The 26441-nt window shown below is 66.5% G+C and carries 25 protein-coding genes; 20 read left to right on the forward strand and 5 right to left on the reverse strand.

What is annotated here, in order from left to right; all coding sequences use genetic code 11:
* Window positions 1-8: 8 nt before the first annotated feature.
* Complete coding sequence (gene murB / locus WEA80_06795) at window positions 9-968, reverse strand: UDP-N-acetylmuramate dehydrogenase (GenBank protein MEX1186279.1); 960 nt, start codon at window positions 966-968, stop codon at window positions 9-11.
* On the opposite strand from murB, the gene WEA80_06800 reads away from it, so the two are divergent.
* The 7 genes from WEA80_06800 (at window position 967) to WEA80_06830 (ending at window position 8946) form a co-directional block, all read left to right on the forward strand.
* The gene (locus WEA80_06800; GenBank protein ID MEX1186280.1) at window positions 967-2367 is read left to right on the forward strand and encodes a pitrilysin family protein; all 1401 of its coding nucleotides are present in this window, start codon (window positions 967-969) and stop codon (window positions 2365-2367) included. The two genes, murB and WEA80_06800, sit on opposite strands and share 2 nt — an antisense overlap.
* A complete protein-coding gene (locus WEA80_06805; protein MEX1186281.1) occupies window positions 2364-3674 on the forward strand; it encodes a pitrilysin family protein in 1311 nt (436 codons plus the stop codon). The genes WEA80_06800 and WEA80_06805 overlap by 4 nt, the downstream gene beginning before the upstream one ends.
* A 141-nt stretch (window positions 3675-3815) precedes the next feature.
* On the forward strand, window positions 3816-5477 hold the full coding sequence (locus tag WEA80_06810; protein ID MEX1186282.1) for a hypothetical protein: 1662 nt from the start codon (window positions 3816-3818) through the stop codon (window positions 5475-5477).
* A 5-nt stretch (window positions 5478-5482) separates the two neighbouring features.
* Window positions 5483-6013, forward strand: a complete 531-nt coding sequence (locus tag WEA80_06815) for a VOC family protein (protein ID MEX1186283.1) — start codon at window positions 5483-5485, stop codon at window positions 6011-6013.
* Window positions 6014-6106: 93 nt separating this feature from the next.
* Window positions 6107-6607 carry a plastocyanin/azurin family copper-binding protein gene (locus tag WEA80_06820; GenBank protein ID MEX1186284.1) on the forward strand — a complete coding sequence of 167 codons (501 nt, stop codon included), beginning with the start codon at window positions 6107-6109 and terminating at the stop codon, window positions 6605-6607.
* A 118-nt stretch (window positions 6608-6725) separates the two neighbouring features.
* Window positions 6726-8393: a hypothetical protein gene (locus tag WEA80_06825; GenBank protein ID MEX1186285.1), complete on the forward strand. Its 1668-nt coding sequence runs from the start codon at window positions 6726-6728 to the stop codon at window positions 8391-8393.
* Window positions 8394-8652: 259 nt separating this feature from the next.
* Entirely contained in the window at window positions 8653-8946 is a 294-nt protein-coding gene (locus WEA80_06830; GenBank protein MEX1186286.1) for a hypothetical protein, read from the forward strand.
* A gap of 2020 nt (window positions 8947-10966) precedes the next feature.
* Here WEA80_06830 and WEA80_06835 read toward each other — a convergent pair.
* Entirely contained in the window at window positions 10967-11815 is an 849-nt protein-coding gene (locus WEA80_06835; GenBank protein ID MEX1186287.1) for a hypothetical protein, read from the reverse strand.
* 118 nt (window positions 11816-11933) lie between these two features.
* Here WEA80_06835 and WEA80_06840 point away from each other — a divergent pair, with 118 nt between their 5' ends.
* Genes WEA80_06840 through WEA80_06850 form a run of 3 tightly spaced genes read left to right on the forward strand, consistent with a single transcriptional unit; the run spans window position 11934 to window position 13214 of the window.
* Complete coding sequence (locus WEA80_06840) at window positions 11934-12062, forward strand: hypothetical protein (GenBank protein ID MEX1186288.1); 129 nt, start codon at window positions 11934-11936, stop codon at window positions 12060-12062.
* Window positions 12063-12065: 3 nt separating this feature from the next.
* Window positions 12066-12566 (forward strand): GAF domain-containing protein, encoded by a 501-nt coding sequence (locus tag WEA80_06845; protein MEX1186289.1) that lies wholly within the window; start codon window positions 12066-12068, stop codon window positions 12564-12566.
* 48 nt (window positions 12567-12614) lie between these two features.
* Window positions 12615-13214 (forward strand): HD domain-containing protein, encoded by a 600-nt coding sequence (locus tag WEA80_06850; protein MEX1186290.1) that lies wholly within the window; start codon window positions 12615-12617, stop codon window positions 13212-13214.
* 264 nt (window positions 13215-13478) lie between these two features.
* Here WEA80_06850 and ispG read toward each other — a convergent pair whose 3' ends face one another.
* Window positions 13479-14747 carry a flavodoxin-dependent (E)-4-hydroxy-3-methylbut-2-enyl-diphosphate synthase gene (gene ispG, locus WEA80_06855; protein ID MEX1186291.1) on the reverse strand — a complete coding sequence of 423 codons (1269 nt, stop codon included), beginning with the start codon at window positions 14745-14747 and terminating at the stop codon, window positions 13479-13481.
* Between the two features lie 99 nt (window positions 14748-14846).
* On the opposite strand from ispG, the gene WEA80_06860 reads away from it, so the two are divergent.
* The 3 genes from WEA80_06860 to WEA80_06870 all read left to right on the forward strand — a co-directional run bounded on the left by WEA80_06860 (window position 14847) and on the right by WEA80_06870 (window position 17069).
* On the forward strand, window positions 14847-15386 hold the full coding sequence (locus WEA80_06860; GenBank protein ID MEX1186292.1) for a hypothetical protein: 540 nt from the start codon (window positions 14847-14849) through the stop codon (window positions 15384-15386).
* Between the two features lie 216 nt (window positions 15387-15602).
* Window positions 15603-15818 (forward strand): cold-shock protein, encoded by a 216-nt coding sequence (locus tag WEA80_06865; GenBank protein MEX1186293.1) that lies wholly within the window; start codon window positions 15603-15605, stop codon window positions 15816-15818.
* A 726-nt stretch (window positions 15819-16544) separates the two neighbouring features.
* Complete coding sequence (locus WEA80_06870; protein ID MEX1186294.1) at window positions 16545-17069, forward strand: outer membrane beta-barrel protein; 525 nt, start codon at window positions 16545-16547, stop codon at window positions 17067-17069.
* A 76-nt stretch (window positions 17070-17145) separates the two neighbouring features.
* On the opposite strand, the gene argH is transcribed toward WEA80_06870, so the two are convergent.
* Window positions 17146-18603: an argininosuccinate lyase gene (argH, locus tag WEA80_06875; protein MEX1186295.1), complete on the reverse strand. Its 1458-nt coding sequence runs from the start codon at window positions 18601-18603 to the stop codon at window positions 17146-17148.
* Window positions 18600-19832, reverse strand: coding sequence for an argininosuccinate synthase (locus tag WEA80_06880; GenBank protein MEX1186296.1), 1233 nt, complete (start codon window positions 19830-19832; stop codon window positions 18600-18602). The genes argH and WEA80_06880 overlap by 4 nt, the downstream gene beginning before the upstream one ends.
* Before the next feature lie 200 nt (window positions 19833-20032).
* On the opposite strand from WEA80_06880, the gene WEA80_06885 reads away from it, so the two are divergent.
* From WEA80_06885 to WEA80_06915, 7 genes are all read left to right on the forward strand, one after another.
* Window positions 20033-20488, forward strand: a complete 456-nt coding sequence (locus WEA80_06885; protein MEX1186297.1) for a hypothetical protein — start codon at window positions 20033-20035, stop codon at window positions 20486-20488.
* Between the two features lie 193 nt (window positions 20489-20681).
* Window positions 20682-21641, forward strand: a complete 960-nt coding sequence (argC, locus tag WEA80_06890) for an N-acetyl-gamma-glutamyl-phosphate reductase (GenBank protein ID MEX1186298.1) — start codon at window positions 20682-20684, stop codon at window positions 21639-21641.
* A complete protein-coding gene (argB, locus tag WEA80_06895) occupies window positions 21638-22402 on the forward strand; it encodes an acetylglutamate kinase (GenBank protein MEX1186299.1) in 765 nt (254 codons plus the stop codon). Before argC ends, argB begins: the two co-directional genes overlap by 4 nt.
* Window positions 22399-23607 (forward strand): acetylornithine transaminase, encoded by a 1209-nt coding sequence (locus WEA80_06900; GenBank protein ID MEX1186300.1) that lies wholly within the window; start codon window positions 22399-22401, stop codon window positions 23605-23607. The genes argB and WEA80_06900 overlap by 4 nt, the downstream gene beginning before the upstream one ends.
* Complete coding sequence (locus WEA80_06905; GenBank protein MEX1186301.1) at window positions 23604-24134, forward strand: GNAT family N-acetyltransferase; 531 nt, start codon at window positions 23604-23606, stop codon at window positions 24132-24134. Before WEA80_06900 ends, WEA80_06905 begins: the two co-directional genes overlap by 4 nt.
* 208 nt (window positions 24135-24342) lie before the next feature.
* Window positions 24343-24816 carry a nuclear transport factor 2 family protein gene (locus WEA80_06910; GenBank protein MEX1186302.1) on the forward strand — a complete coding sequence of 158 codons (474 nt, stop codon included), beginning with the start codon at window positions 24343-24345 and terminating at the stop codon, window positions 24814-24816.
* A 2-nt stretch (window positions 24817-24818) separates the two neighbouring features.
* Complete coding sequence (locus WEA80_06915; GenBank protein MEX1186303.1) at window positions 24819-26411, forward strand: alkaline phosphatase family protein; 1593 nt, start codon at window positions 24819-24821, stop codon at window positions 26409-26411.
* The last annotated feature ends 30 nt before the right edge of the window (window positions 26412-26441 follow it).

Genomic DNA, 26441 nt, shown 5'->3' on the forward strand with positions numbered 1-26441 from the left:
CACCAGTTTCAAAAGTCCCCGATAAACCCGATCTCGGGCTCGAGCCGATGCCCGAACTTCTCCTCGACGGCCTTCTGGGCAATGGCGATCAGCTCGCGCACGTCCTTCGCCGTCGCGTGACCCAGGTTCACCATGATGTTGGCGTGGATGTGCGAGATCTGCGCGTCACCGTGGCGGTATCCTTTCAATCCGCACTGATCCACGAGCCGCCCCGCGCCCACCCCCTCGATCTTCTTGAAGATCGAGCCGGCGCTCGGATGAAATTCCAGCCACGGATGCCGTGAGCCCCGCCAGCTCAGGTTCTCCTGGAGGATCCGGTGCATCACCGCGGTGTCGCCCTTCGCGAGCTGGAACTCGGCCCACGTCACGATGTCCTTCGTGAAGTGCAGGATGCAGCTGTCGTAGCCGAACTGCATGTAGTCGCGATCCACGACCTTCCGCTCGTCGGCCTCGGTGAGCAGCTCGCACCGCTCGAACACTTCCGCGATGAACATCGTCCGCTCCCGCTCGGGAGCCGGCGAGAGGAAATGCAGGTTCTGCCAGACCGCCCCGCCCACCGTGCTCGGGATGCCCACGTAGTGCTCCAGTCCCGACCAGCCCCGCTCCACGGCCTGCGGAATGATGTCCGCCATGACGGCGCCGCTCTCCACCCATAGCTTTCCGTCGTCGGAGAACTTGAAGTGCTTCGCTGCGTTCCGGATGACGAGCCCGCGGAATCCCTTGTCGCCGATCAGGATGTTGGCGCCCAGTCCGAGCACGAAGTATGGGATCCCGACATGGCGGGCCGCGATGATCGAGGATGCGAGGTCGTCCGCGGAGTCCGCTTCGTAAAAGAGGTCCGCCGGACCTCCTATTTTGAACGTGGTGTATGGAGCAAGCAGCTCGTCGCGCCGAAGCCGCGCGCTGTCGAGCGTGCGCGCGAGCTCCGCGTAGGAATCTTCCGCAACCCTGGTATCCGGTAAGGACATGGCATTAAGAAAAGGATTGACGAGGTGGCGCGCCACTGTGGGCATCGCTCTCGCCCTCGTGGCGCTGCCTCCCGCGGCCGCCGCGCAGCGCTCCGACCTCGAGAAGATCATACACCGCCGCGTGCTCGCGAACGGGCTCGAGGTGATAGTGGTCGAGAACCACGGCGTCCCGCTCGTGACCGCCGAGATCGACGTCAAGAACGGCTCCTTCACGCAGACCCCGGAGACGGCGGGGCTCGCGCACATGTACGAGCACATGTTCTTCCGCGCCAGCCGGCGGTATCCCGGCTCGGACGAGTTCGTCGAGCGCGCGGCCGACATGGGAGCTGTGTTCAACGGCTCGACCCGCGAGGAGAACGTCAATTACTACATCACGGTCACCTCGGACCGGCTGAACGACGCGGTCCGGCTGCTCGCGGCGTCGTTTCGCGAGCCGCTCTTCCGGCAGGACGAGCTCGAGCGCGAGCGGCAGGTCGTGCTCGGCGAGTACGACCGGAACGAGTCGAACCCGTTCTTCGCGCTGACGCAGGCGCTCGACGAGAAGCTCTATCCCGGGAACGCGGTCAGGAAGAACACGATCGGCGATCGCGACGTGATCGCCAACGCAACCCCGGCCCAGATGCGCGCCATCCAGCGCAAGTATTACGTGCCGAACAACTCGGTGCTGATACTCACCGGTGACGTGGATCCGGCCACGGCGTTCGCCGCGGCTGAGCGCAAGCTCGGCGACATGCCACGGGGCGAAGATCCGTTCGTCAAGGACCCCATCCCGGCGATTCCGCCACTCGCCGGCAACGACGCGATAATCCACGAAGCAGGCGTCGGCGCAGTTACGGTGTTTCTCCAGTGGCAGGGGCCGAGCGTCGGCGCGGATCCGGACGCGACGTACGCGGCCGACGTCTTCTCCGACGTGCTGAACGATCCCAACTCGCGGCTGCAGCAGCGGCTGGTGGACAGCGGGCTCTGGGACGGGATCGTGGTGAACTACTACACGCTCGACAACGTCGGGCCGATCACCATCAGCGGGCAGACTTCGCCGCAGCGGCTGCGGCAGGCGCTCGCGGCGCTGAACGCGGAGATCCCGAAGTTCGCCACCGCGTCCTACTTCGACCCCGAGGAGATTGCCGCCACCAAGGCGCAGCGCGCGGTCTCGTCGGCCTTCGATCGCGAGCGCTCCTCCGGCTTCGCGCACACACTCGGCTTCTGGTGGAGCGTCGCCAGCCTGGAGTATTACATGGGTTACGTGGACAACATGGCCGCGCAGACGCTGGCGGATCTCACCGGCTACGCGAGCAAGTACATAGTAGGAAAGCCGAGGATTACGGGCGTGCTGATCCACCCCGAGGCGCGCCGCTCGCTCAACCTGACGACAGCCGAGCTGATCGGAGGCGGCCGATGATCGCCCGCGCGCGCGTACTCGCAATCATGGCGCTCGGCGCGGTCACGCTCGCCGCGCGGCCGGCGCCGTCGCCCGACGACAACACGATCGCGTTCGACGTGGAAGGAATCCGCGTCATACTGCGTGAGACCGACAACAACATCGTCGCCGCCAACCTCTATCTCCTCGGGGGCGCGCGGCAGCTCACGCCGCAGAACGCGGGCGTCGAGCTGATGCTGCTGCAGGCGTCCGAGCACGGCACGAGGAGCTACCCCAGGGACGTTCTACGCCGCAAGATGTCGCGGCTGGGCACGGAGATCGTGATCGACGCGGAAAAGGACTGGACCATGTTCGGCATCCGCTCGACGACCGACGTGTTCGATTCGACGTGGGCGATATTCGCCGACCGGCTGATGCACCCGCTGCTACAGCCCGCCGAGGTGGATCTCGTGCGCGGCCAGTTCCTGTCGGGGATCAGTCAGCGGCGGGACGATCCCGACGCGCTCGCGCGCTATCTCGCGGACAGCATCGCCTTCGCGGGACATCCGTACGCGATCCCGATAGGCGGAACTCGTGGCTCCGTCTCGCAGCTGACGAGCAACGTCCTCCGGGAATATCAGCGCGGCCAGATCGTGAAGTCCCGCATGCTGCTGGTGGTGGTCGGTGACGTGGACCGCGCCAGGCTGGAGTCGCTGATCCGGGGATCGCTAGCACAGCTCCCGGCTGGCGGCTACCGGTGGACATTGCCGCCGCCGGCGCCGCGGGGCGAGGCGACCGTGATATTCGAGCAGCGCCCGCTCCCGACGAATTACGTGATCGGCTACTACGCGGGTCCGGTATCGAACGAGCGCGACCTGCAGACCCTGCGCATCGCCACCTCGGTGCTGACGGGCCGCATGTTCGCGGACATCCGGACGCGGCGCAACCTCACGTACGACGTCCACGCGCCGTTCGTCGAGAACGCGGCAGTGCTCGGCGGGCTGTACGTCACGACGACGTCGCCGGACGTCACGCTCGGACTGATGCGGCAGCACGTAACCGAGCTGCAGCGCGAGCTGATCGACCCGCAGGGTCTCAAGCGCCTGTCGGCGCAATTCGTGACCGAGTATCTGCTCGACAACGAGACCAACGCGGCCCAGGCGGATTTTCTGGCGCGCGCCGAGCTGTTCCGCGGCGACTACAAGGCGGCGGAGCGGTTCGTGGACGAGCTGCGGGACGTAACGCCGCAGGACGTGCGCGCGGCCGCGCAGAAGTACATGAAGAACATGCGGTTCGCCTATGTCGGCGACAGCACGAAGGTGGACCGGAGGTTGCTGCTCGGGTTTTGAGTCCCGGCAATGACTCCAAGCCGGCTTCGGACGGGACACGTCAGCGGTTCGCTGCTTTCGGAGCCCAAGGTGTTATCCTTGACTTGCAGCGTGTGGCTGTCTGAATGTCGTACGTGTTCCCCACCTCAGGCGCATCGAAAAATGAGACGTAACATCTTTCTCGCCGTGGTCGCCGCCGGCATCGCAGGCTGTGTCCCTTCTCCGGCTCCCACTGTCGCACCGGAGCCGGTCGTGCGTGAATCCACCGGGTTGCCGTCGGTCGCCGAGCGCCTGGCGAAATACACGCCGGTAACGCTCGCCGCCGACATGTCCGGCCTGAGCGCCGGCGAGCGGCGCATGCTGCCGCTCCTGATAGATGCAGCGCACGTCATGCACGACGTCTTCTGGATGCAGTCGTACGGCAACCGTGACTCGCTGCTCAGCTCGACAACGGATCCGCTCGCGCGCCGGTTCGCGGAGCTCAACGTCGGCCCGTGGGATCGGCTCGACGACAACGCGCCGTTCATAGCGGGTATCGGACCGAAGCCGGAGGGCGCGAACCTGTATCCGCGCGACATGACCAAGGCGGAGTTCGAGGCCGCGGTCGCGGCGGGCGGCACGCGGGCGGATTCGCTCAAGAGCCTGTACACCATCGTACGACGGGACGCGCAGGGCCGCCTCGTCGCGATTCCGTATCATCACGCCTTCGCCGCGCAACACCGGATCGCCGCGCGCAAGCTGCGTGAGGCCGCCGCTCTCGCCGAGGACGCGGGGCTGCGGCGCTACCTGACCACGCGCGCCGACGCGTTGCTGAACGACGAGTATCAGGCGAGCGACATCGCCTGGCTGGACATGAAGTCGAATACGCTCGACATCGTGATTGGCCCGATCGAGACGTACGAGGACGCGCTGTTCGGCTACAAGGCCGCGCATGAGGGCTACGTGCTGGTGAAGGACAAGGCGTGGAGCAGCCGCCTGTCGAAGTACGCGGCCATGCTGCCGGCGCTGCAGCGCGGGATCCCCGTGCCCGACGCCTACAAGCAGGAAACTCCCGGCTCCGACTCGGATCTGAACGCGTACGACGTGGTGTACGTCGCGGGAGATGCGAACGCCGGCTCGAAGACGATCGCGATCAACCTGCCGAACGACGAGGAGGTGCAGCTCCAGAAAGGCACGCGCCGGCTCCAGCTCAAGAACGCGATGCGGGCCAAGTTCGACAAGATTCTGCTGCCGATCGCGCGGGAGCTCGTCGTGGCGGATCAGCTCGGCAACGTCACCTTCGACGCGTTCTTCTCGAACGTGATGTTCCACGAGGTCGCGCACGGGCTCGGCATCAAGAACACCATCAATGGAAGCGGCCCGGTCCGCACGGCGCTGAAGGAACGCGCGTCTGCGCTGGAGGAAGGAAAGGCCGACATCCTCGGGCTGTACATGATTCGCGAGCTGCACTCGCAGGGCGAGTTGGGCACGGCGCCGCTCGACGACAACTACGTCACGTTCCTCGCGAGCCTGTTCCGCTCGATCCGGTTCGGCGCGGCCTCGGCGCACGGCCGCGCGAACGTCGCCGCGTTCAATTTTCTCCAGGAGATGGGCGCGTTCTCGCGCGGCGCCGACGGGAAGTACCGCGTCGATCCGGTGAAGATGCGCCAGGGCGCCAATTCACTCTCGCGGCTCATCCTCACGTTGCAGGGCGACGGGGACTACGAGGGAGTCGGCCGGTTCAACGAGCGGTACGGGACCATCGGTCCCACGCTGCGCGCGGATCTCGACCGGCTGCGGACGCGCTCGATCCCCGTGGACATCATCTACGAGCAGGCGCGGTAGCCGGGATGGGCGCGAAGCCGGACATGGCCGGATCATCGGACTATCGCGCGCCCGACGGGACCGGCATCGGTCACGTGCATCTCAAGGTATCCGACCTCGAGCGGTCGCTCGCGTTCTACGTGGGAGTGCTCGGCTTTCAGCTCACGCAGCGGTACGGCAAGCAGGCCGCGTTCGTGTCCGCGGGCGGATATCACCACCATATCGGGCTGAACACCTGGCACAGCGAGGGAGGCAGCCCTCCGTCGCCCCGGACCACCGGCCTGTACCACCTGGCGATCCGGTATCCGACTCGGGCGGACCTGGCCGGAGCGCTCAAGCGGCTGATCGAAGCCGGGATTAAGTTGCGGGGAGCGTCGGATCACGGGGTGAGCGAGGCCATCTACCTGGACGACCCCGATTCAAACGGTGTCGAGCTCTACTGGGACCGGCCCGAAGCCGAGTGGCCGCGGACCAGCGACGGCTCGCTCGCGATGAAGACGGAGCATCTGGATCTGGATGGATTGCTGCCGTCCGCTTCCATCGCGGCGCCCTTGTGAATAAATTCACAATCTCGGCGGCGTACGGGTTGCCTCATTGAAATATCACATACTTTGTTGGACCATCGAGCACGGGCGGAGGCCTTTTCAGCAATGAAGATTTCCAGGATTTTTTTGGGCGCGGCGGGAATGATCGCGCTCGCGTGCGGCGGCGCGGACACCAGCAACACGGCGACGACCGGTGACACTGCCGCGGCAGCGGCTGCCACGACGCCGGCCGCGACTCCGGCGGCGGCCGGCACGACGGCGCCCATCACGGGCACCACGCACGAAGTGCGCATGGTGTTCGAGAACAACGAGTACAAGTTCGTCCCCGCGAACATCACCGTTAAGGCCGGCGACGGCATCCGGTGGATCATGATAAGCGGCGCGCCGCACAACGTCGCGTTCGATCCCGCCACGATCCCGGCGAACGTGAAGTCGCAGCTCTCGGCCAACATGCCGAACCAGATCAGCGAGCTATCGAGCCCGATGATGATCAACCTGAACGAGACGTACACCATCTCCTTCGCGAACATCCCGGCGGGCGCCTACAACTACCACTGCACGCCGCACCTTGCGATGAACATGCGGGGCGTCATCACGGTCGAGTAACCGGCCCGGCAGCGGACTTGCTTAGTGAAACGGGAGCGCGGCATACGCGCTTCCGTTTTTCACTTATGGCAGCTCACATTTCAAACCGATGAAGCGTTGGGCCGGTGGGGCGCTTGGGATGTCGGCGCGCGCGAAGAACGCGCTGCGCAGGCGTGCCCGCATCGCGGTGGTGAGCGGAGTCGCTTTCGTGGCCGCGCTGGTGACCTTCGTGCTGATTCCGCGCCGCGCGACCCGCGTGGCGACGGCCGTCGAGGCGCGGATCCCCGACCGCCCCGACTCGCAGCCCACGCTCAACGCGCGGATCGCCGCCCTCGCCACCATCTCGCAGAGTGATTCCCTGCTGGCTCTCGCGCGCCGGGAAGCCGCCCAGGCACTCGCGCAATCCATCGACACACTTCCGTTCTATCTCATTCCGCGGCGGGACTCGCTGACGGCGCGAGTGGCCGTGCTCACTCGGCTGATCGAGCGCGCGCAGAGCACGCCGCTGCCTTCCGCGTACAGAGCGCTCGGCTCCTCACCTGAGATCAGGAGCGCGCCGATCGTCCAGTCACTGCTCGACTCGCTGGCGATCATCGAGCGTGAGCGGGAGACGTTCGGCGCGCTCGGCGGCGCGGACCCGCTGGCGATCGCGTTGTCGGCGCGGGCGAACTCGATCGGCCGCTCGCTGGTCGCGATCGCGGTCTCGCGCCGCAACGAGCTGCGCGCGGCGCTGCAGCCGCTGCTTCCCCCGCGGGCGCCGTCCGTCGCGGCCACGCCCACCGCCGACACCATGGCGGTGCACGTGCAGCGGAACGAGGCGATCGGCATCCTCAACGCGGCCAACGCGCGGCTCGTCGAGATCCGTCGGCGCAACCAGGAGATAGACCGGATGACGGCGCAGGCGCGGCAGATCGCCAACGTCGACGCGCCGCCGTGGGCGATGCTCGCGTCGGCGCTGGTGATCGCGCTCGCGCTGGGCTTCGCGGTCTCGCTGCTGGTCGAGGTGCGCAACCCGCACATAGCCGACGTGCGCGAGGCGGAGCAGACCGCGGGGACGCGCGTGCTCACGGTGGTGGACCCGCGCGAGCAGATAGTGGAGCGCGCGCGGCGGCAGTCGGACGTGGAGGCGCCGCCGCTCATCGACGTCGTCTCCGACACGTACCGGACGCTGTACTTGCGCCTGTCGTCGCTGGACGCGCCGGTGAATACGGTGACCATCACCGGCGACGACATGGACATCGCGTCCACGGTCGCGGTGAACGTCGCGGCGATCGCGGCCTACGAAGCGCGGAGCACGCTGGTGATCGACGGCGATCCCGTGACCTGCGGCGTCGCGGGCGCGCTCCGGATCCCGCCGGACCCCGGCCTCACGGCGGTGCTCGCCGAAAAAGTGGTGCTTGCTGATGCCGTGGTGTTCACGACGATCGGCCGCGACCAGATGCTGGCCGTGATCCCCGCCGGCAAGCGCCTGGGCCAGCCGACCGCGAGCGCCGTCAAGAAGGCGAAGGAAGACCTGGAGCGGATGTCGTCGCGCTACGACATGATCGTCTTCACCGCGCCGCTGGCGCAGACGAAGCAGGACGCAACGACGATCGTTTCCTCGACCGACGTGATTCTATGCGCGCGCATGGCGAGAACTCCGCTGAAGGAGCTGTCGAGCGCGGTCGAGACGCTACGCGGAGCGGGGATGCGTGTGCACGGTCTGGTGCTGTGGAATACCGAGTCGCCGCGGCTGCGGACGCGGGACGAGCTGCTCTCCGCAGCGAAAAGGCCTCCACGAGAGGCGACACTCGAACCGGCTGGCTGATTCCGAGAGTGGGCAGGCGGATGCAAGAAGATATGAAAGGGCTGGCCCTCCAGCCTTGGCGTGGGTTAGCGTCTCCCATGTCAATGCAGGAGTTGCCAGAGCCACATACAGAGCGGCGTGATTGCGCCGGTGGTGCAGAATAACGGAGGAGGACCAGCCCTATGTCCCATACAATTTATCTCGGTCTCGACGCGCACAAGGATTCTGTTATGATCGCCGTCTTCCAAAGGGGCGGGAGAGACCGAGGGAGGTCACGAAGTTGCCGCACGACCTGTCGCGGCTCGAGCGGTATTTCCGGAGCTTGGCCCGCGAGGGTGCGACGCTTCGGGCCTGCTACGAGACGGTCAACATCCAGGGCAACAGCTACCGCATGCGGCACCACGCCGACCTTCACGCCGAACTCCGCTCCCCCTCCACCACCGGGAGGGTGTCCGGAGCGTTCATCCTTCAAACGGCGGAACAGCCGCCAGGAGGCCCAGGCGAGCTAAAAGATCGCCCCCTGAAAGTGTGCAATTCCAACCCGCAAAAAGTGTGCAATTTCACCCGCCATTGACACCGGCGCCGTGACGGAACAAGAATTCCTCCACACTCACGCGATCAGGAAAAAACCGGAGGCCGCGGTGCCGGTCTTTTCCGCTCCTGAACCAACCGCCGCGGAATCCTAATGGAGGCGGAACGATGCGAAACCCGGCACCGACGTTCGCACTCACCTTCGCTGGCACGGCCCGACCCACATGGTGGTCGGCTCTTGTGCTGCTCGTGGTAGCCACATTCGGAGTCGCGGGCTGCGCCGATCAAGAACCGATTACACCGCCCTCGTTACAAAAAGCATTAGCACCCTCTGGCCCGGACGCGCTCGGCCACGAAAGAGTCGAGCAGAGTGAACGGCGGGTGACGGAGCTTCCCGATGGGCGTGTCCTTGAGGAGCTTCATGGAGAACCTGCGTACCGGCACCTCCAGCAACTCATGTCACGGCGACCGGAAGCTTTTGCGAACCTCTCGCTGCCGGCTAAGGGTTACCGCCCGTCCGGGGAGGTGCTGATCCAAAGAGTTACGCGCCCTCGGCATGCCGCTTTGCGTGGGGACGGTTTTTTATGCTTGCACAATCATACCAAGAGTCGAACTCGGAGGGGGAAATTATCTTCTGGTCCTGGGACGACGGAGCCCCCGACACTTGGGAAGGCGTGATCTGGTTCGAGGACTACACTAGAGGCATCGCTGGCACCAATGAAGCGCAGGTCGACATCTCGTCCACCGAATCGCACGAGCTCGTGTTCTTGGAAAACACATGGGAGTCGGGTGGGGGCGGTGGTGGTCCTGGCGATATCGAGCCTATGTGGAATCCGGCACCTTGCGCTACGATCGCCCCAGGGGTGAGGTTCGCAAGCCTTGATGTCGGTTCGACGTGGGTTGCTAGCGGTTACACGTTGGCTTCCTCTGCCGGCTGGAGTTGGAGGAGGTGGGGCGGATGCACGGTCGCTGGGGGTGTTGGCGGGTGCGCCGGCGCCGCTACCGGATGCATTTTGACCGGTGCGGGCTGGCCCAAGTGCACTGCCGCTTTTTGTGCCGGAGCATTCGTTGGCGCCGCAGTCGGTTGTGGTTTAGCTGAACTAATGTGAGGACCTCATGCATGCGAACGAAGAACGGACCAACTGCGGACCTGGGCTGACGCGCTGGGAAATGAGCGCTTTTTGGATCACGAGCACTCTAACGGGAGCTTTGTTGATGCTCCTCGTTGGGTTCGTGACCCCCAGACTTCTGGCGCCTGTGCTCGTTCTACCGCTGGGTGTTTGGGCCGGCCTGGGATTCCTGGTGTTGGGGCTGGCTCTGTATCCAGTAATGCGAACCGAGGCCCGGCTCGCCCAGCCAACTCGGGGGTTATCGTTCAAGCGATTTCTGATAGCCATGCTACTCGGTTCCGTAGTGGGCGCTCTGGTTTTCCTCGCGTGGCGCGCGATACTGGGCGCATTCTAATCGAAATCGCTCCCAGGTTGCCGAGGTTCCAGACCTCGAAAAGATGGAGCCATGAACCCGACGAGGTGGAGCTGCCCCGTTTCGTGGACACCTTCAGACTGGAGAGAAAGGAGGAGTTCACGATGCCGAGATCGAGACCGCCACCCCCGAGGGATTTGGCTGACAGATGGGCCCGGACTTCACCCGGGCCCATTCTCTTTGTGTGCCCAGCATGAACATCGACCAGGAGGGGGAAGTCCTCTGGGGAGTTGGTCGCAACGACCTGAGCGAACCGCAAGGCGGTAATCGTGAGAGAGCCGCTGAAAGAAGCGGGTAGCGAGACCTGTGGGGCGACGAACGGGAATCGGATGTTAGGCGGGGTGGATCAGACAGCAGGGCGAGCGGGCAGAGAACCGCGAAGCTCTTGCGACCAAGCATTCGCCTCGTAAATCCGGCGCTCGTTGCAGGGAGGGCGCTCTATATTTTCGGCCGAGAGGCAAGTTCGGCGTGAGCGCCCTCCGCCACTTACCCCACAGCGGTATGAGACGGTGCAGGGTCTCTCATCACTCGCACCCTGAACTCGTACTCATAGCTCGCATCGCGCCTGCTCCCTTCCCGATCTACATGAGATCCAAAGAGTACTGGATCGGCACCGAAGCTGTGGTAACGGGGCTACTCACACGTCTCGAGGCTCCGACATTGTTCGGATGCCCGGCGAGATGCTCGGCGTCGAGTTCCATGGCCCGCAGGTGCGCCGCGAACACCGGCGACCCGTGCACCGTGTAGATCTTCGTCGCGCCACTCTCCACCGCCGTCCGCACCAGATCGTCGAAGTCCGCGTGATCCGATATCGGCAGCACCAGATCACAGTGGCCGTACATGTATCGCGCGCGCGGATTGCACGCCCACCCGGTCAGCTGGACTGTGCGCGCCCGCGGTATGTCGGCCGCGGGATGCTTATTCCACCCAGGCGTCGCCAGGACCACTCGCCCCGGCAGTAGCTCCGGAGAGAACCGCTCCCACGTGCCCGGACCGGGAAAGGGGTAGCCGAGCTCGACGTGCAGATCGCACAAAGCCGCCGTCGGCTCCTTCACCAGCACGTCGCACTTCGGGACGAGAGCGAGCGGCGAGAACGGATTGTCACGCAGCTTGTAGTCGCCAGTGTAGACCAGCGTGCCCTTCTCCGACCTGATCATCGCCATGGCCGAGCCCAGCGTGTGCCCGGCGGGCAGCAGCTCGATCGTCGCGTCGCCGCAGGTGAAAGGCTGATGGAAATCGAGGGTCACCGCTTCTTTCTTGCGCTTCCGTCTCGCATGCAGCGCGGCGGTCTCCCGCGTGCAGATGATTCGCGGCGCCGACGAGCAGTGATCGGAATGCGCGTGCGACACGAACACGGTGCCGGGCGCGGAGCGGGCGTCGAGATGGATATTCGCCGGCGGCGCGTGGAGGCCGTGTCGGGAGCGTGTCACGAGGGCGGAAGCGGGCACCTCGAAACATAATGCGCGCTCCATTCGTTCTCAGCCCGGTACATTGTGTGCAGAGGGTACCGCGCATCGCGTCTAGAAATCCTCAGTCACGGAGTAGTTCATGAGCAAGCTGTTGCGAGGGCTGGCGGCGGGATACGGCGCCAAGAAGCTGGGCGGCGGCTGCTTCAGCACGGTCCTCATCTTCCTGATTCTGTGGTGGCTGCTCAGCAAATTCCAAATCTTTCAGTAGGCCATGGCTGAGATGACGCTCGATCTAGCGGGCGTCGCGAAGCCGGAGGCGTACGCCGGGCTGGCGCGGCAGATCGACGTCGTCCTCGAAGGAATCGACGACGAGATCGCCGCGATGGCTACGATCAGCTCCGCGGTCCACAACGCGATGCATCACCTGTGGACGGGCTTCTACCGGGTCGTCGTACCGGGAAAGCTCCTGCGCGTCGGGCCGTACCAGGGCACGATTGGCTGCCTCGAGATCGAGTACGGCCGTGGCGTGTGCGGGACGGCAGCCGCGACGGGCAAGACGGTGATCGTGGACGACGTCACCGCGTTTCCCGGCCACATCACCTGCGACGCGCGTGCGCGCTCCGAGATCGTGGTTCCCGTGTTCGACGCAAATCGCGTGTTGCTCGGCGTCTTCGACATCGACTCCGACCAGCGGGGGAAGTTCGACGCGCAGGATCGCGACGGATTGGAGTCGATCGTGGCCCGGTTCGCCCGGCCGCGTACGGCGGCGTGAGATGAAATCGTCCCGTCGCTACATTGATCGAATGACCGATTTCGTCGGATGAACGGCTACTCGGACAGGGTCAATCACGCCTTCGCCTTCGCGGCGAAGCACCACGACCGGCAGGTGAGAAAGGGCACGGCTCTGCCCTACCTGACGCATCCCGCCAACGTCGCCGTGATTCTCACGCGCTACGGCCAGGACGAGGACACGGTGATCGCCGGCATTCTGCACGACGTGATCGAGGACTGCGTGCGCGACGGGTACACCAGCCACTCTCTGTGCGACCGCATCGGTGACAAGTTCGGACAAACCGTCCTCGACACGGTGCTCGCGGTGACCCACAGGGAGACCGACGACAACGGAGATCCGCTGGACGGCGAGCAGAAGAAGCAGGACTATCTCGACCGGCTGGCGCAGGCTCCCGAGCGCGCCCGTTGGGTGTGCGCTGCCGACAAGATCCACAACGGCAGCTCGATACTCGCCGACCTTCGGCGCACGCAGGACCCGGACACGATCTGGAGCCGGTTCAAGGCCGGGCGCGAAGCGACGATCCGCTGGTACCGCAGCGTGCACACGCGCTTGCGCGAGCTCGGGTTCGACGGGCCGATCATGTCCGAGCTCGACGAAGTCGCGGCAGGTCTCGAGAAGTACGCATAGGGCAGTAACAACGCCCTCGCTTCGCTCGGGGGCGGGCGGTGTGGCGGGATGCCGCTCGGCCCCTACGCTCGCAAACTGCGCTCGCTAACACGGGGCCGGTGCGGCACCCCGCCACACCGCCCGCCAGCAACGGCACCCGTTCCTCCCGCACTTCGTCGCGGCGCAGCGCGAGCTGCGGACGCACCGTACAGGAGGCTCGGGTCTAGCCCGTTCGAGCCACCGTGTTAGCGAGCGTAGTTTGCGAGCGTAGGTGGCGAGGACGAGCTAGACCCGAGCCTCCGCGGCAACATCAGGCGTTCGTGCGTACCGGCGTGTGACATAGCTCTCGAGCAGCCGCAAGAACTCGGGAACGATGTCGTCGCCGCGGAGGGTGACGGCGAGCTTGCCGTCGACGTACACGGGCGCGACGGGGTCCTCGAACGTGCCGGGCAGGGAGATGCCGATGTCGGCGTGCTTGGACTCGCCCGGCCCGTTGACGACGCAGCCCATGACGGCGACGCGCATGTCCTCGACTCCGGGATACAGCGCGCGCCACGCGGGCATCTGCTCGCGCAGGTACGCCTGGATGTCCTCGGCCATCTGCTGAAAGAACGTGGACGTCGTGCGGCCGCAGCCGGGACACGCGCTTACCTGAGGCGCGAAGCTTCTGAGCCCGAGCGATTGGAGGATCTGCTGTGCCACCTGCACTTCCTCGGTGCGGTCGCCACCCGGACGCGGCGTGAGCGAAACGCGAATGGTGTCGCCGATCCCCTCGGCGAGCAGGATCGCGAGCGCGGCGGTGCTCGCGATGATTCCCTTGCTGCCGAGTCCGGCTTCGGTGAGCCCGAGGTGCAGCGGAAAATCACACCGCGCGGCGAGCCGGCGGTACACGTCGAGCAGATCCTGCACCGCCGAGACTTTCGCGGAGATGATGATCCGGTCGTGGCCGAGTCCCGTGGCTTCCGCGAGCTCGGCGGAGCGGAGCGCGCTCGCGAGCATCGCCTCGATGTACACGTCGCGCGCGTCGGCGGGCTCGGCGTCGCGCGCGTTGGCGTCCATCATCTGGGTGAGCAGGTCCTGGTCGAGCGAGCCCCAGTTCACGCCGATACGCACGGGCTTGCCGTTGTCGGCGGCGATGCGCACGATCGTCTGGAAGTTCTCGTCGCGCCGCCTGGTGCCGACGTTGCCGGGATTGATGCGGTACTTCGCCAGAATCCGGGCGCAGTCGGTGAAGCGCGCGAGCAGCAGGTGCCCGTTGTAGTGAAAGTCGCCGATCAGCGGGACGGAACAGCCCAGGTCGGCGAGCCGCGCGGCGATCTCGGGGACCGCGGCCGCCGCGTCCTCGTTGTTGACGGTGATCCGGACCAGCTGGGATCCCGCCGCGGCGAGCGCCGCCACCTGTTGGGCGGTAGCTTCGGCGTTCGCCGTGTCGGTATTGGTCATCGACTGGACCACTATCGGATGACCGGAGCCGACCGGAACTCCGCCGACGGAGACCGTCACGGTCTGCCGGCGCGACTGGATGGCGCTCGGATTTGCTGTGCGAAGCGACATATGATTAGTACCGAAAGCTAAAGCGCTGGCCCCGGCGATGCAGTTCAACGGAGACAGCCGTCGAGAACCAATGTTGGCCGCACTCAACCGGAAGCTGAGATGATAGAGCCCAGATCTCCCAACGATCCCGACGATCCCGGCATTCCCGATCCCGCCGACGCGCCGCCGCCCAAGCCGCCGCTGCCCACGGAAGACGTGGAGCGCGAGCGAGCTCCGGACTCGGCTGTTCCCCCGCCGGTCGCCAAGCCGGTCGTCGTGGAGAAGCCGTGGCACAAGCGCTGGTCCACGCGCGTGCTCGCGGCGCTGATCATCGTACCGCTGCTGATCTTCGCGGTGTGGGCCGCGGTCACGCTGAACGTCGTGTACGAGAGGGGCGAGCGGTACGGCTACGTGCAGGCCTTCGCCAAGCAGGGCGTCGTCTGCGCGACCTGGGAGGGAGAGCTGGCGGAGACCAACGTGCCGGGCCTGGCTCCGGAGATCTTCCGTTTCAGCGTGCGCGACAACGCTGTGGTTGCGGACGTCCAGGCGAGCATCGGCAAGCGGGTCGCGCTCCGGTATGAGGAGCACAGGAACGTCCCGACGTCGTGCTTCGGCAAGAGCGACCACTTCGTGACCGGGGTCCGGGTAGAGGAGCCCTGAACGGTACCGTTTAGAGTCGGAACGATTAGAGCCGGATGGCCACGGTATTGTCCAAGCCACCCGGCCCGCTTACTTTTTGCGCTGTGCGGCGGGGGTGCGCAGCAACCTCGAGGCATGGATCCAGGGCGGGGGGTCGATTCGGTCCCGCCACAAGCCGATGGCAGGAGTAGTCAAAGCTCGCTCCGCGGCGTCACGCTACCAATTGCAGGAGTAGGAATGCGCACGACCGGAAAGGTGAAGTGGTTCAATGACGCGAAAGGGTTTGGCTTCATCACCCCTGATGATGGCACGAAGGATTGCTTCGTCCATTACAGCGCGATCAGTGGCAGTGGCTTCAAGTCGCTGGCAGAAGGCGACGCTGTCGAGTTCGACGTGGTGCAGGGGCAGAAGGGTCCCGCGGCAGAGAACGTGACCCGGGCCGGCGCGAGCTGACCAGTCAGAAATGAAGAAGCGCCCTCCGAGAGGAGGGCGCTTTTTTTTGGCCGCAGCCGCTAACTGCTGGCTATTTCGACTCTGGCTTCTCATTTCTTGGATTCCCCATCCAAGTCCGGGGGGCCACGGCGGGTTGGCTGGATGCTCGCCCCATTTTTGGCGGCCGCCCGCGTTTCGGTCGCGGCGCCATCTCCAGGGCTTCGGCCACAGCCTCCGCGACACGGGCCCGCAACGCGGCCCGGCCAAGGTACAGCTCGAGCTCACCGGTCCGAACCGTGGCGGTATCGGCTGCGTCGGTATTTTGCGGGGAGCGCCAGAGCTCGTGCGCCAGTCGGAGGGCGGCTCCCACAGGAATTTGGAGCTCCCCGTTCAGCCGGTGCACCGTGGCGATCACGTGCAGCGCGCCCGGCCCGAGTCTTCGCGATACTCCCTGCCTCGCCTGGATGACTTCGTCCACCCGGTCATGCGACAGCAAGTTGTCGAGCCACTTGGGTTCTACGCCGAGTGCAAGTGCAGCGATACCAACGGAATAGCCTCTCATTGATAAATAACCTAGAAAACTAAGAAGATTATTGCAATAGCCGTGGAAACTCGCTAATAACCGTACAATAGAAACTGTTGAAATGGTCGAACTTTGGCGCGAGGCGGGGTACCAATGCTACCTGTCGCGCGAGGCAAATAGGCAAGAATGCGCGCGACTTGAACCAGATAAAGAGGATCTCGAAAATGCGTAGAGTTTTGTCTGCATTCGTAGTCGGCGCGGCCCTGGTGGTCGGCGCCTCGAGCGCGGAAGCGCAGCGCCCCTTTACGATCGGCCTGTCGGCCGGCGCGTCCCTCCCGCTCTCGGATTTGAGCGACAGCCACAAGGTCGGCTACAACGCCGCGGCCCACCTCGGCATCAACATGCCGATGTCGCCCGTCGGCTTCCGGCTCGAAGGCTTCTACAACAAGTTCGCCGGGCAGGACCTAACGGGCGGCTCCATACCGGACCTTCGCGTCGCGGGCGGTAACGTCAACATCACATACGCGTTCGGCGGCGTGGGCATGCGGCCGTACGTGATCGGTGGCGTGGGCTCGTACAACGTAAAAGCTGATGGTGGTGAGTCGCGCACCGACTTCGGCATCAACGCCGGCGTCGGCGCGAAGTTCCAGCTCTCGGGCCTCGGCACGTTCGTCGAAGCCAGGCTGCACACGATCAGCGGCGACCCGCAGCTGCAGTTCGTTCCGATCACGTTCGGAATCGAGTTCTAAGAAGGCTGCAATTCTGTAAAAAGAAGTCCCCGCGAAGACGCGGGGGCTTTTTTGTGGAGCGGGCCACGAGTGGGGCTCACGGCCTGGATTCCGCTTGGTATGAGTTCGTGGCCTCCGTGAGCGCGGTCCTCGCTGCCTCGATTTGTTCCCGCACCGCATTCGGCCCGGTTCCCCCCGCGACATCCCTCCGCGCGATCGACGCCCGTGCATCCAGCCACCCCCGCGCATCGGCGCCGAACTTCGCGTGCGCGCTCGCGAATCGCTCCGGCGGCAGCTCACTCAGCTCGCACTCCGCTTCTTCCGCCGCTAGCACGAGACTCCCGACGGCGCTGTGCGCGTCCCGGAAGCTCACGCCCTTGCCCACGAGATAGTCCGCAAGGTCAGTCGCCATCATCCCGCTCGACACCGAGCGTTCCATCGCGTCAGTCTGGAACGTGCATTCCGCCAGCGCGCCGGTCACCGCCGGCAGCACGAGCAGCACGCTGTCCACGGCGTCGAACAGAATTCTTTTGTCGTCCTGCAAATCCTTGTTGTAGCCGCTCGGCAATCCTTTCATCGTCGCCAGAATCGAAGTAATTCCGCCGAGCGAACGGGCGGCGAAGCCACGGGCGATTTCCATTGCGTCGGGATTCCGCTTCTGCGGCATCATGCTCGAGCCCGTCGTGAAAGTGTCGCCGAAGCGGATGAAGGCGAACTCCGACGAGCCGAACAGGATCATGTCCTCCGCCAGCCGCGACAGGTGCACGCCGAGCAGCGAGATGGCGTACAGCAGATCGGCGACGAAGTCGCGATCGCCGACGGCGTCGATGCTGTTCTCGGACAGCCGCATGAACCTGAGCTGCTTCCTCAGCTCCTCGCGTGGAACACGGTACGCGGCCCCCGCGATCGCGCCGGAGCCGAGCGGCAGGGAGGAGGCCGCTATCGAAGCCATGGCGATCCGGTTGCAGTCGCGCTCGAGCGGCCAGAAGTGCGACAGCATCCAGTGCGTGGCCGAGACGGGCTGCGCCCGTTGCAAGTGAGTGTATGCCGGCATCACCGCGTCCACGAGCGATTCGGCGTGCTGCAGCATCACGGCCTGGAGCGCGCGCACTTCGGTCTCGATGGAATCGGTCGCGACCATGGCCCACAGCCGTGTGGCGGTCGACACCTGATCGTTGCGGCTCCGGCCCGTATGCAGCTTGGACGCGACGTCGCCGATCTCGTCGTGCAGCAGCCGGTCGATCATCGTGTGCACGTCTTCGTCCGAATCCACCGGCAGCTCGCCGCTCTCGAATCGCTTCCCGACCTGCGCGAGGCCATTCTGAATCGTCGAGCTCTCGTCGGCGGTGAGCACGCCCACGCTCGCGAGCGCGCCGGCCCACGCCTGGGACGCCCAGACGTCGTAGGGCCACAGGCGGAAGTCGACTTCAATGGAACGGTTGACCGCGGTGAGCGCCGCCGCCGGGCCGGCCTTGAACCGGCCGCCCCAGAGCTTGTGGGTCTTGCCGGAGCCGTCGCCCCGGGCAGAGTCCCCGGGTGGCGACGACTGCGTCACGCTATGGCCCGCTTTCCCGACTGGGCCGCGTCGATGCGCGCCTGGTCGCGGAGCGCCTGCACCTTCGTGGACAGCCCGTACAGCCGGATGAATCCGGCCGCGTCCGCCTGGTTGTAGACGTCGTCGGCGCCGAAGGTGACGAAGTTCTCGTCGTACAGCGCGAACTCACTCGAGCGGCCGGCGACGATGATTGAGCCCTTGAACAACCGCAGCGTCACTTCGCCGGAGACGCGCTCCTGCGTGACGTTCACGAACGCGTCATACGCGTCGCGCTCGGTGCTCCACCAGCGGCCGTCGTACACCAGCTCGCCGTAGCTGTGTGCGATCAGGTCCTTGGCGGCGAGCGTGCGCCGGTCGAGCACGAGCTGCTCGAGCTCGCTGTGCGCGGCGTACAGCAGCGATCCGCCCGGCGTCTCGTACACGCCGCGCGACTTCATTCCCACGAGCCTGTCCTCCACGAGGTCGATCCGCCCGACGCCGTGCCGCCCGCCGATTGCGTTCAGCGTGGACAGCAGCGCGACCGCGCCGAGCGCGCGCCCGTTCACCGTGACCGGCGTGCCGTTGTCGAAACCGATCGTGACCTCCTCGGCCTCGTCGGGAGCTTCTTCCGGCGACGTGCTGAGCATGAAGAGATCCGACGGCGGGGACGCCGCGGGATCCTCCAGCACGCCGCCCTCGTGCGAGATGTGCCAGATGTTGCGGTCGCGGGAGTAGATCTTCTCCTTCGTCGCCGTGATCGGCACGCCGTGCGCCTCAGCGTACGCGATGGCGTCCTCGCGGCTGCGGATGTCCCAGCAGCGCCAGGGCGCGATGACCGGAAGGTCGGGCGCGAACGCCGCGTACGTCAGCTCGAAGCGCACCTGGTCGTTGCCCTTGCCGGTGCAGCCGTGCGCGAGCGCGGTCGCGCCGACCTGGCGGGCGATCTCGACCTGCTTCTTGGCGATCAGCGGCCGCGCCATCGAAGTGCCGAGCAGGTACTTCCGGCCGTACGTCGCGCCGGCGCGAAGCGTGGGCCAGATGTAGTCGGTGACGAACTCCTCGCGCAGGTCTTCGACGAAGCACTCGTCCGCGCCGGACGCGATGGCCTTGGCGCGCACGCCTTCCAGCTCGTCGCCCTGCCCGACGTCGGCGGCGACGCAGATGACCCGGGCGTCGTAGTGCTCCTTGAGCCACGGCACGATGATCGAGGTGTCGAGGCCGCCGGAGTAGGCGAGGACTATTGTAGACATGGCGGGAAGCTCTTGGCTGTTGGCTATTGGCTTTTGGCTAACTACTTAGCCGTGTAATTATGCATGAATAGTGAATAAATACACTGTAGGGGCCCCAGTCAAGTATATTTTCAGCCACGTACGTAGTGGTCCACCTGCTGGCAGTAGCCAACAGCCAATAGCCAACAGCCAATAGCCAACAGCCAAGAGCCCTCTTAGTGATGGCCAATAAGTCTGACCGGCAGTCCGCCATTCTCGACATCGTCGGCTCCCGCCGCGTCTCCAGCCAGGAGGAGCTGCGGCGGTTGCTGCGGAGCCGGGGCTGGGACGTGACGCAGGCGACCCTGTCCCGGGACCTGCGCGATCTCAGGGTCGCGCGCGTGCCGAGCCCGGACGGGCCGCGGTATTCCGCTCCCGACCAGGGAGCGGCGCCGGCGCTGGCGCTCGAGTCGATCCTGCCGCAGCTGTTCCTGCGGGCGGACGGGGTGGGCGAGCTGATAGTCGTGCGGACGATTCCCGGCGGGGCTCAGTCGGCCGCCGTCGCGCTCGATTCGCAGGGGTGGCCGGAGGTGCTCGGCACCGTCGGCGGGGACGACACGGTGCTCGTCATCTGCCGGTCAGCCAGCGGAAGGCAGAAGCTGCTGCAGCGGATCCGGGAGATCGGCGAGAGGGGCTGACTCCCGGGATGTTGACAGGGAATCCAAGTTCGGAGTGTGGCAGTGGGGAGTGGCGCAGTATGGAGTAAGAGTCCGGTGACAGACTCCCGACTGCCACACTCCCCACTGCCACACCCCAAACTTGGATTCCAGTGACCGATCCAGGAGCCAGTAAAACATTGACATAGCCTTCCTGCAAGATTATGCATGATAGATGCATAAGGTTGCGGTCGGAATCCTGGGCGCGAGCGGCTACGCCGGCAGGGAGCTGTGCGGGCTGGTCGCGCGCCATCCGGGGATGGAGCTGGCGTTCGCCGCGGCCAACGGCCAGCGGGGGCAGCGCGCGCGCTTCGGCGCGAGCGAGATCACCTTTCTCGCGCCCGACGACGTCAAGCTCGACGACGCCCGAATGGTGTTCAGCGCGCTGCCGCACGGCGCGTCCGCCGAGTGGGTGGACGCCGCGCGACAAACCGGCGCGCGCGTGATCGATCTCTCGTCGGACTTCCGCCCCGGGAACAGCGCGAACGCCGCGCCGTACGGGCTGACCGAGATCATGCGCGACACGATCGCCGGTGCCGAGCTGGTCGCGAATCCCGGCTGCTATCCCACCGCGGTGCTGATCGGACTCGCGCCGCTGCTCGCGCGCGGGCTCGTGCGCGCGGGCGCGACGATCAACGTCAACGCCGCGAGCGGAGTGACCGGCGCGGGCTTCGCGCCCAGGCAGGAGTTGATGTTCGCCGAGGTCGCCGAGGACTTCCGGGCGTACGCGCCCGGCAACGTGCACCGCCACCTCGCCGAGATGAACGCGCTGGTGCGCGAGCTGGGCGGCGACGCCGACATTCTGTTCACGCCGCACCTGCTGCCCGTCGCGCGCGGCATTCTCGCGACGATCACCGTTCCCCTCGCCGCCGAGCTCGCGCATCCCGCCGCGCTCTGGCGCGGGTTCTACGCCGGCGAGCCGTTCGTCGAGATCGCCGACGCGCCGCCCTCGCTGCGCGACGTCGTGCACCGCAACGTCGTGCGGCTGAGCGTGCACGCCGCCGCGAACGTGCGGCAGCCGACGCTCGTGATCGTAGCGGCGATCGACAACCTGCTCAAGGGCGCCGCGGGCCAGGCGGTACAGAACGCCAATCTCCTGCTCGGCCTGGACGAACGTCTCGGGCTGCCCGCGTGAAGACGGTCGTGAAGATCGGCGGGCGCGCGCAGTCGTCGCCCGCGCTGGCTGCCGTGCTCGCCGCGGCGTGGAATGCCGCGCCGGGCGCGATGTGCGTCGTGCACGGCGGCGGCGAGGAGATCTCCGAGATGCAGCGGAAGCTGGGCCGATCGCCTGGGTTCAGCGGCGGCCGCCGGGTCACGTCCGAGGAGGACATCGCCATCGTGCGCATGGTGCTGTCGGGCCTGGTCAACAAGCGGCTCGTGGCGCTGCTCGCCGGCGCCGGAATTCCCGCAGTCGGGATCTCCGGCGAGGACGGCGGATTCATCGAAGCGCAGCCGCTGGGCATCGAGGAATTCGGCCACGTGGGCATGCCCGGACGCGTCAACGGCGCGGTCGTCGCGACGCTGCTCGGCGCGGGCTATCTGCCCGTGATCTCGCCATTGGCGAAGAACGCGCACGGCCATGGCGCGCTCAACGTGAACGGTGACGACGCAGCGGCGGCGATCGCGGTCGCTACCGGCGCAGCCGAGCTGCTTCTCATCGCGGACATGGACGGCGTCCTCGGCGCGGAAGGAACAGTGCTCGAGGACCTCGACGTGGAGACGGCGCGCAATCTGATCGCGAACGGCACCGCGTCCAACGGAATGGCCGCCAAGCTCGAGGCCGCGCACGCCGCGCTGGCCGGAGGAGTTTTGTCGGTGCGGATCGCGTCGCTCGCCGGAGTGCTCGATGACGCGCTGGGCACGACCATGACACTCGCGCCGGGTCGCGCCGCGTGACGACGCTCTCTCTGCCGGTGCTCGACGAGGAGGCGAGCGCCGCGAAGCAATCGGCGATCCTCGGGACGTACAAGCGCGCGCCGCTCGAGATCGTCGGCGGGCGCGGCGTCGACCTGCTCGGCGCCGACGGCCGAAGCTATCTCGATTTCGCCAGTGGAATCGGTGTGAACGCGCTGGGCTACGCCGACGCGGGCATCCGGGACGCGATCGCGGCCGCGGCCGGCACAGGCGTGCTGCATACATCCAACCTGTACGCGACCGGGGCCGGCGAGATGCTGGCGCAGCGCCTCGTAGACCGGTCGTTCGCTGCGTCGGTGTTCTTCTGCAACTCCGGCGCGGAGGCGAACGAAGGTGCGTTCAAGTTCGCGCGGCGGTGGGCGCGGACCATCGGCGGCTCGCGGAAGCACGAGATCGTCGCGCTCCGTGGAGGCTTTCATGGCCGGCTGTTCGCCTCGCTCGCGGCAACCGACCGGCCGTCGTACCGCGCGCCGTTCAGACCGCTTGCGCCCGGCATATCCATCTGCGAGCGCGACCTGGACGACTTGGCGCGCATGCTCGATGGCGACACTGTCGCGGCAGTGATAGTGGAGCCGGTGCAGGGCGAGGGCGGGGTGCGGGTACTCGAGCCCGCGTTGCTGCAGGGGCTGCGGCGGCTGACGAGCGAGCGCGAGATCGCGCTGATCTTCGACGAGGTGCAGTGCGGGCTCGGCCGGACGGGGACGCTGTTCGCCTACGAGTACAGCGGCGTCGTGCCCGACATGCTCACGCTCGCGAAGCCGCTGGCCGGCGGCCTTCCGATGGGCGCGGTGCTGCTCTCGCCGGAAATCGCGAAGACGATTCAGCCGGGCGATCACGCGACGACGTTCGGCGGGGGACCGTTCGTGGCCTCCGTCGCGCTGCACGTGTTCGACCGGCTGTCGGACGAAGCGCTGCTCGAGAGCGTCGCTGACAACGGGCTCTTCATCGAAGGAATACTGACCGAGCTGGCGGCGAGCACGCCGCGCGTGCGCGCGGTGCGCGGCGTCGGCTACATGTGGGGGATCGACGTCGTCGAGCCCGCGGCCGGCGTCGTGGCGCGGGCGCTCGACGCGGGCCTGCTGATTCTGTCCGCGGGCGATTACACGCTCCGGCTGCTCCCGCCGCTGGTTGCCGACCGGGACGACCTGGCGAGGGGTCTCGCGATCCTGGAAGGAGTCGTCGCGTGATTCAGCCGAGCCTTCGCTCCATCGCCCCACGGCAGGAAGAGGTCACGCTTCGTCCCGCGCGCCGGGCCGACGCGGACGCGATCGTGCGGCTGGTGAACGGATACGCGGCCGAGGGGATCATGCTGCCGCGGTCGCTCGACTCCGTCGTGCACGCGCTCGACGACTTCGTCGTCGCCGTGGACCGGCGCGGCAAGCTGCTCGGCTGCGGCGCGCTGAAGGAGTATTCGCCGTCGCTGGCCGAGGTGTCGTCGCTCGCGATTGTGCGCGAGGCGCACGGGATCGGACTGGGGAAGCGCATCGTGCGAGCAGTCGAAGCGCTCGCTCGCAAGCGGGCCATCGACGAGTTGTTTGCGCTAACGCTTTCGCCGGCGTTCTTCGAGTCCGCGGGATATGCACTCGCGGATCGCGCCGCGTACCCGGAGAAGATCCGGCGCGACTGCCTGCGCTGCCCGCGCCGGATTCGCTGTGACGAGATATGCGTGAGCCGCTTGCTGGCGGCATCGCCCGCGCTCGAGGCCGCCGCGTAGCCGGACCAGCGCGCGCGCTGTATTCTGAGGCAGATGGTGACGGGGGTCGGTTCTCTCTCTCCCCGTCGGGACCTACGCGAATCGGGCCGTGCCCATGCGAGTGCGTCTTCGCGAGGCATGACTCCGTTGAGGGCACGGCCCGATTCGCTAAGACGGTCCCTTTGGGGAGAGAGACAAACCGCCCCCCCCCCCCGGAACTCCGATGCCTATGACACGCACAGCTCTGGTCCTGATCGCATCAGCGGTGACCGCGTGCGCGACTGCGACCGTCGCCACGCCCGTGCCGCAAACGTCGTCAATCGCGGCCGACAGCGCCGAGGCGCTGGCGCTGTTCCGCGAGAACATCGACGCGATCCACAAGCGTGATCGTCCGCGGTACATCGCCACGTACCTGCAAAGCCCGCGGCTCGCACGGAACGGGCCCGACGGGCTCGAGCTCGGCTTCGAGAGCTGGCCCGCACGCACCAGCACGAGCTGGCCCGACACGCTGATGGCGCGGGACCTCACCGTGGTGCCGCTGGCGTCCGGAGTCGTGTATGGCACCTATCGCTACGACGTGCGGTATGGAGATTCCGTCAGCACCGGCGTGTCCGAGCGCGTATTCGTGAAGACTCCCGCCGGATGGCGGATCGCGGTCACGACCGCGTTCGGCAGTCCTCTAGTCTTTTCACCCAGGCCCTGATCATGCGCTTTCGTTTTGCTGTCGCCGCAGTCTGCATCTCCATCGTTGGCTGCGCGGCCACTCTGCCACAGCCCGCGCCGGCCGCAAAGCCGGCTCTCGTCGTATTCATCACCGTGGACCAGCTGCTGCCGGAGTACTACGACCGGTGGAAGCACCAGCTCGACGGCGGGCTCGCGCTGCTGTATCGCGAGGGCGCGGTATTTCAGAACGGGTATCAGGACCATGCCGTCACGGAGACCGCGCCGGGCCACGCCAGCACGATGTCGGGGCGGTTTCCCGTGAACACCGGCATAGCGTCGAACAGCGTGGGCGTGGCGGATCCGACCACGACGCTCACCGGCACGATCGGTCAGGGCGCGTCACCGCACCGGTTCGAGGGAACGACACTCACCGATTGGCTGCTGGCGCGCGATCCGTCGACGCGCGTCCTGTCCGTTTCCCGCAAGGACAGGGGCGCGATCCTTCCCATAGGCAAGAGCAAGGCGCAGGTGTTCTGGTTCTCGCCGGCTTGGTCGGGTGAAGGCAACGGCGCGTTCGTGACGAGCAGCTACTACGCCAGCGAGCTGCCGCGGTGGGTGCGCGACTTCAACGCGCGGCGCATCCCGCACTCGTACGCGGGGAAGGCGTGGGACCTGCTGCTCCCCGCGGCCGCGTACACGGAGCCGGACAGCGTCCCCGTCGAGAACCTCGGGCGCGACTTCTTGTTTCCGCACTTTGCGCCGGAGGATTCCGCGGCGATCGGCTACCTGCTCCCGAATTATCCCTGGATCGATGAAGTCACGTTGGAGCTCGCGCTCGAGGGAGTGAACCGAATGCAGCTCGGCGCCGGCGGGCGAACGGACCTGCTGGCGGTCTCGCTCTCGGGGATGGACGGCACCGGCCACGCGTTCGGACCCGACTCGCGCGAGGTGCACGACCACATACTCCGGCTCGACCGCATGCTCGGCCGGTTCCTCGACTCCCTGTTCACACTGCGCGGCCGCGGCAACGTCATCGTGGCGCTCACGGCGGACCACGGCGTCGCTCCCTTCATAGACGTCAGCGGAAAGACGAAGAATCCCGAGGCGACGCGGGTATTCATCGGCCCGGTGGTGGCGCAGGCGCGGCAGATGATTAGCGACGCCGGCGGAGACACGACGGCCATCGGATTCGGGAGCGGCGCACTGAGTCTCGACCGGGCCCGGCTCGGGAACGTGAACGTCGACGCGCTGGTCGCGACGTTCGCCGACAGCGCCGCGCGCATTCCCGGCGTGCTGCGCGTGGACCGGCTCAGCGAGCTCGCGCGCAGAGACACCGTGCAGGACCATATCGCGCGGCGCTGGCTGCACATGTTCCGGCCCGGCGACGACGAAGCCGCCCTGGTGATCACGCTGACGCCGTACAGCTACTGGGGGGCGGGCACCTACGCCACGCACGGGACTCCGCACGACTATGACGCCCGCGTGCCGATCATTTTCTTCGGTGCGCCCTTCAACGCCGGCATGCACCAGCAGGCCGTACGCGTCGTGGACATGGCGCCGACGCTCGCACGGGCGCTCGGCGTTACGCCGCTCGAGCGGCTCGACGGCGTGGCGCTGACGGCCGCGCTGCGGTAGCGGAGCATCCGCGTGTCGCGGCGGAGCCGG

It is taken from the genome of Gemmatimonadaceae bacterium (genome assembly GCA_040882285.1).
Lineage (GTDB): Bacteria > Gemmatimonadota > Gemmatimonadetes > Gemmatimonadales > Gemmatimonadaceae > JACDCY01.

Bases quoted from the DNA above. Each gene is read 5' to 3' on its own strand.
- WEA80_06865 (MEX1186293.1), top strand. From the start codon at position 15,603: ATGCGCACGACCGGAAAGGTGAAGTGGTTCAATGACGCGAAAGGGTTT.
- WEA80_06815 (MEX1186283.1), top strand. From the start codon at position 5,483: ATGGGCGCGAAGCCGGACATGGCCGGATCATCGGACTATCGCGCGCCC.
- WEA80_06880 (MEX1186296.1), bottom strand. From the start codon at position 19,832: ATGTCTACAATAGTCCTCGCCTACTCCGGCGGCCTCGACACCTCGATC.
- WEA80_06910 (MEX1186302.1), top strand. From the start codon at position 24,343: ATGACACGCACAGCTCTGGTCCTGATCGCATCAGCGGTGACCGCGTGC.
- WEA80_06805 (MEX1186281.1), top strand. From the start codon at position 2,364: ATGATCGCCCGCGCGCGCGTACTCGCAATCATGGCGCTCGGCGCGGTC.
- WEA80_06825 (MEX1186285.1), top strand. From the start codon at position 6,726: ATGTCGGCGCGCGCGAAGAACGCGCTGCGCAGGCGTGCCCGCATCGCG.
- WEA80_06840 (MEX1186288.1), top strand. From the start codon at position 11,934: ATGAGCAAGCTGTTGCGAGGGCTGGCGGCGGGATACGGCGCCAAGAAG.
- WEA80_06885 (MEX1186297.1), top strand. From the start codon at position 20,033: ATGGCCAATAAGTCTGACCGGCAGTCCGCCATTCTCGACATCGTCGGC.
- WEA80_06915 (MEX1186303.1), top strand. From the start codon at position 24,819: ATGCGCTTTCGTTTTGCTGTCGCCGCAGTCTGCATCTCCATCGTTGGC.
- murB (MEX1186279.1), bottom strand. From the start codon at position 968: ATGTCCTTACCGGATACCAGGGTTGCGGAAGATTCCTACGCGGAGCTC.
- argC (MEX1186298.1), top strand. From the start codon at position 20,682: ATGCATAAGGTTGCGGTCGGAATCCTGGGCGCGAGCGGCTACGCCGGC.
- WEA80_06800 (MEX1186280.1), top strand. From the start codon at position 967: ATGGCATTAAGAAAAGGATTGACGAGGTGGCGCGCCACTGTGGGCATC.
- WEA80_06845 (MEX1186289.1), top strand. From the start codon at position 12,066: ATGGCTGAGATGACGCTCGATCTAGCGGGCGTCGCGAAGCCGGAGGCG.
- ispG (MEX1186291.1), bottom strand. From the start codon at position 14,747: ATGTCGCTTCGCACAGCAAATCCGAGCGCCATCCAGTCGCGCCGGCAG.
- WEA80_06850 (MEX1186290.1), top strand. From the start codon at position 12,615: ATGAACGGCTACTCGGACAGGGTCAATCACGCCTTCGCCTTCGCGGCG.
- WEA80_06860 (MEX1186292.1), top strand. From the start codon at position 14,847: ATGATAGAGCCCAGATCTCCCAACGATCCCGACGATCCCGGCATTCCC.
- WEA80_06810 (MEX1186282.1), top strand. From the start codon at position 3,816: ATGAGACGTAACATCTTTCTCGCCGTGGTCGCCGCCGGCATCGCAGGC.
- WEA80_06870 (MEX1186294.1), top strand. From the start codon at position 16,545: ATGCGTAGAGTTTTGTCTGCATTCGTAGTCGGCGCGGCCCTGGTGGTC.
- WEA80_06820 (MEX1186284.1), top strand. From the start codon at position 6,107: ATGAAGATTTCCAGGATTTTTTTGGGCGCGGCGGGAATGATCGCGCTC.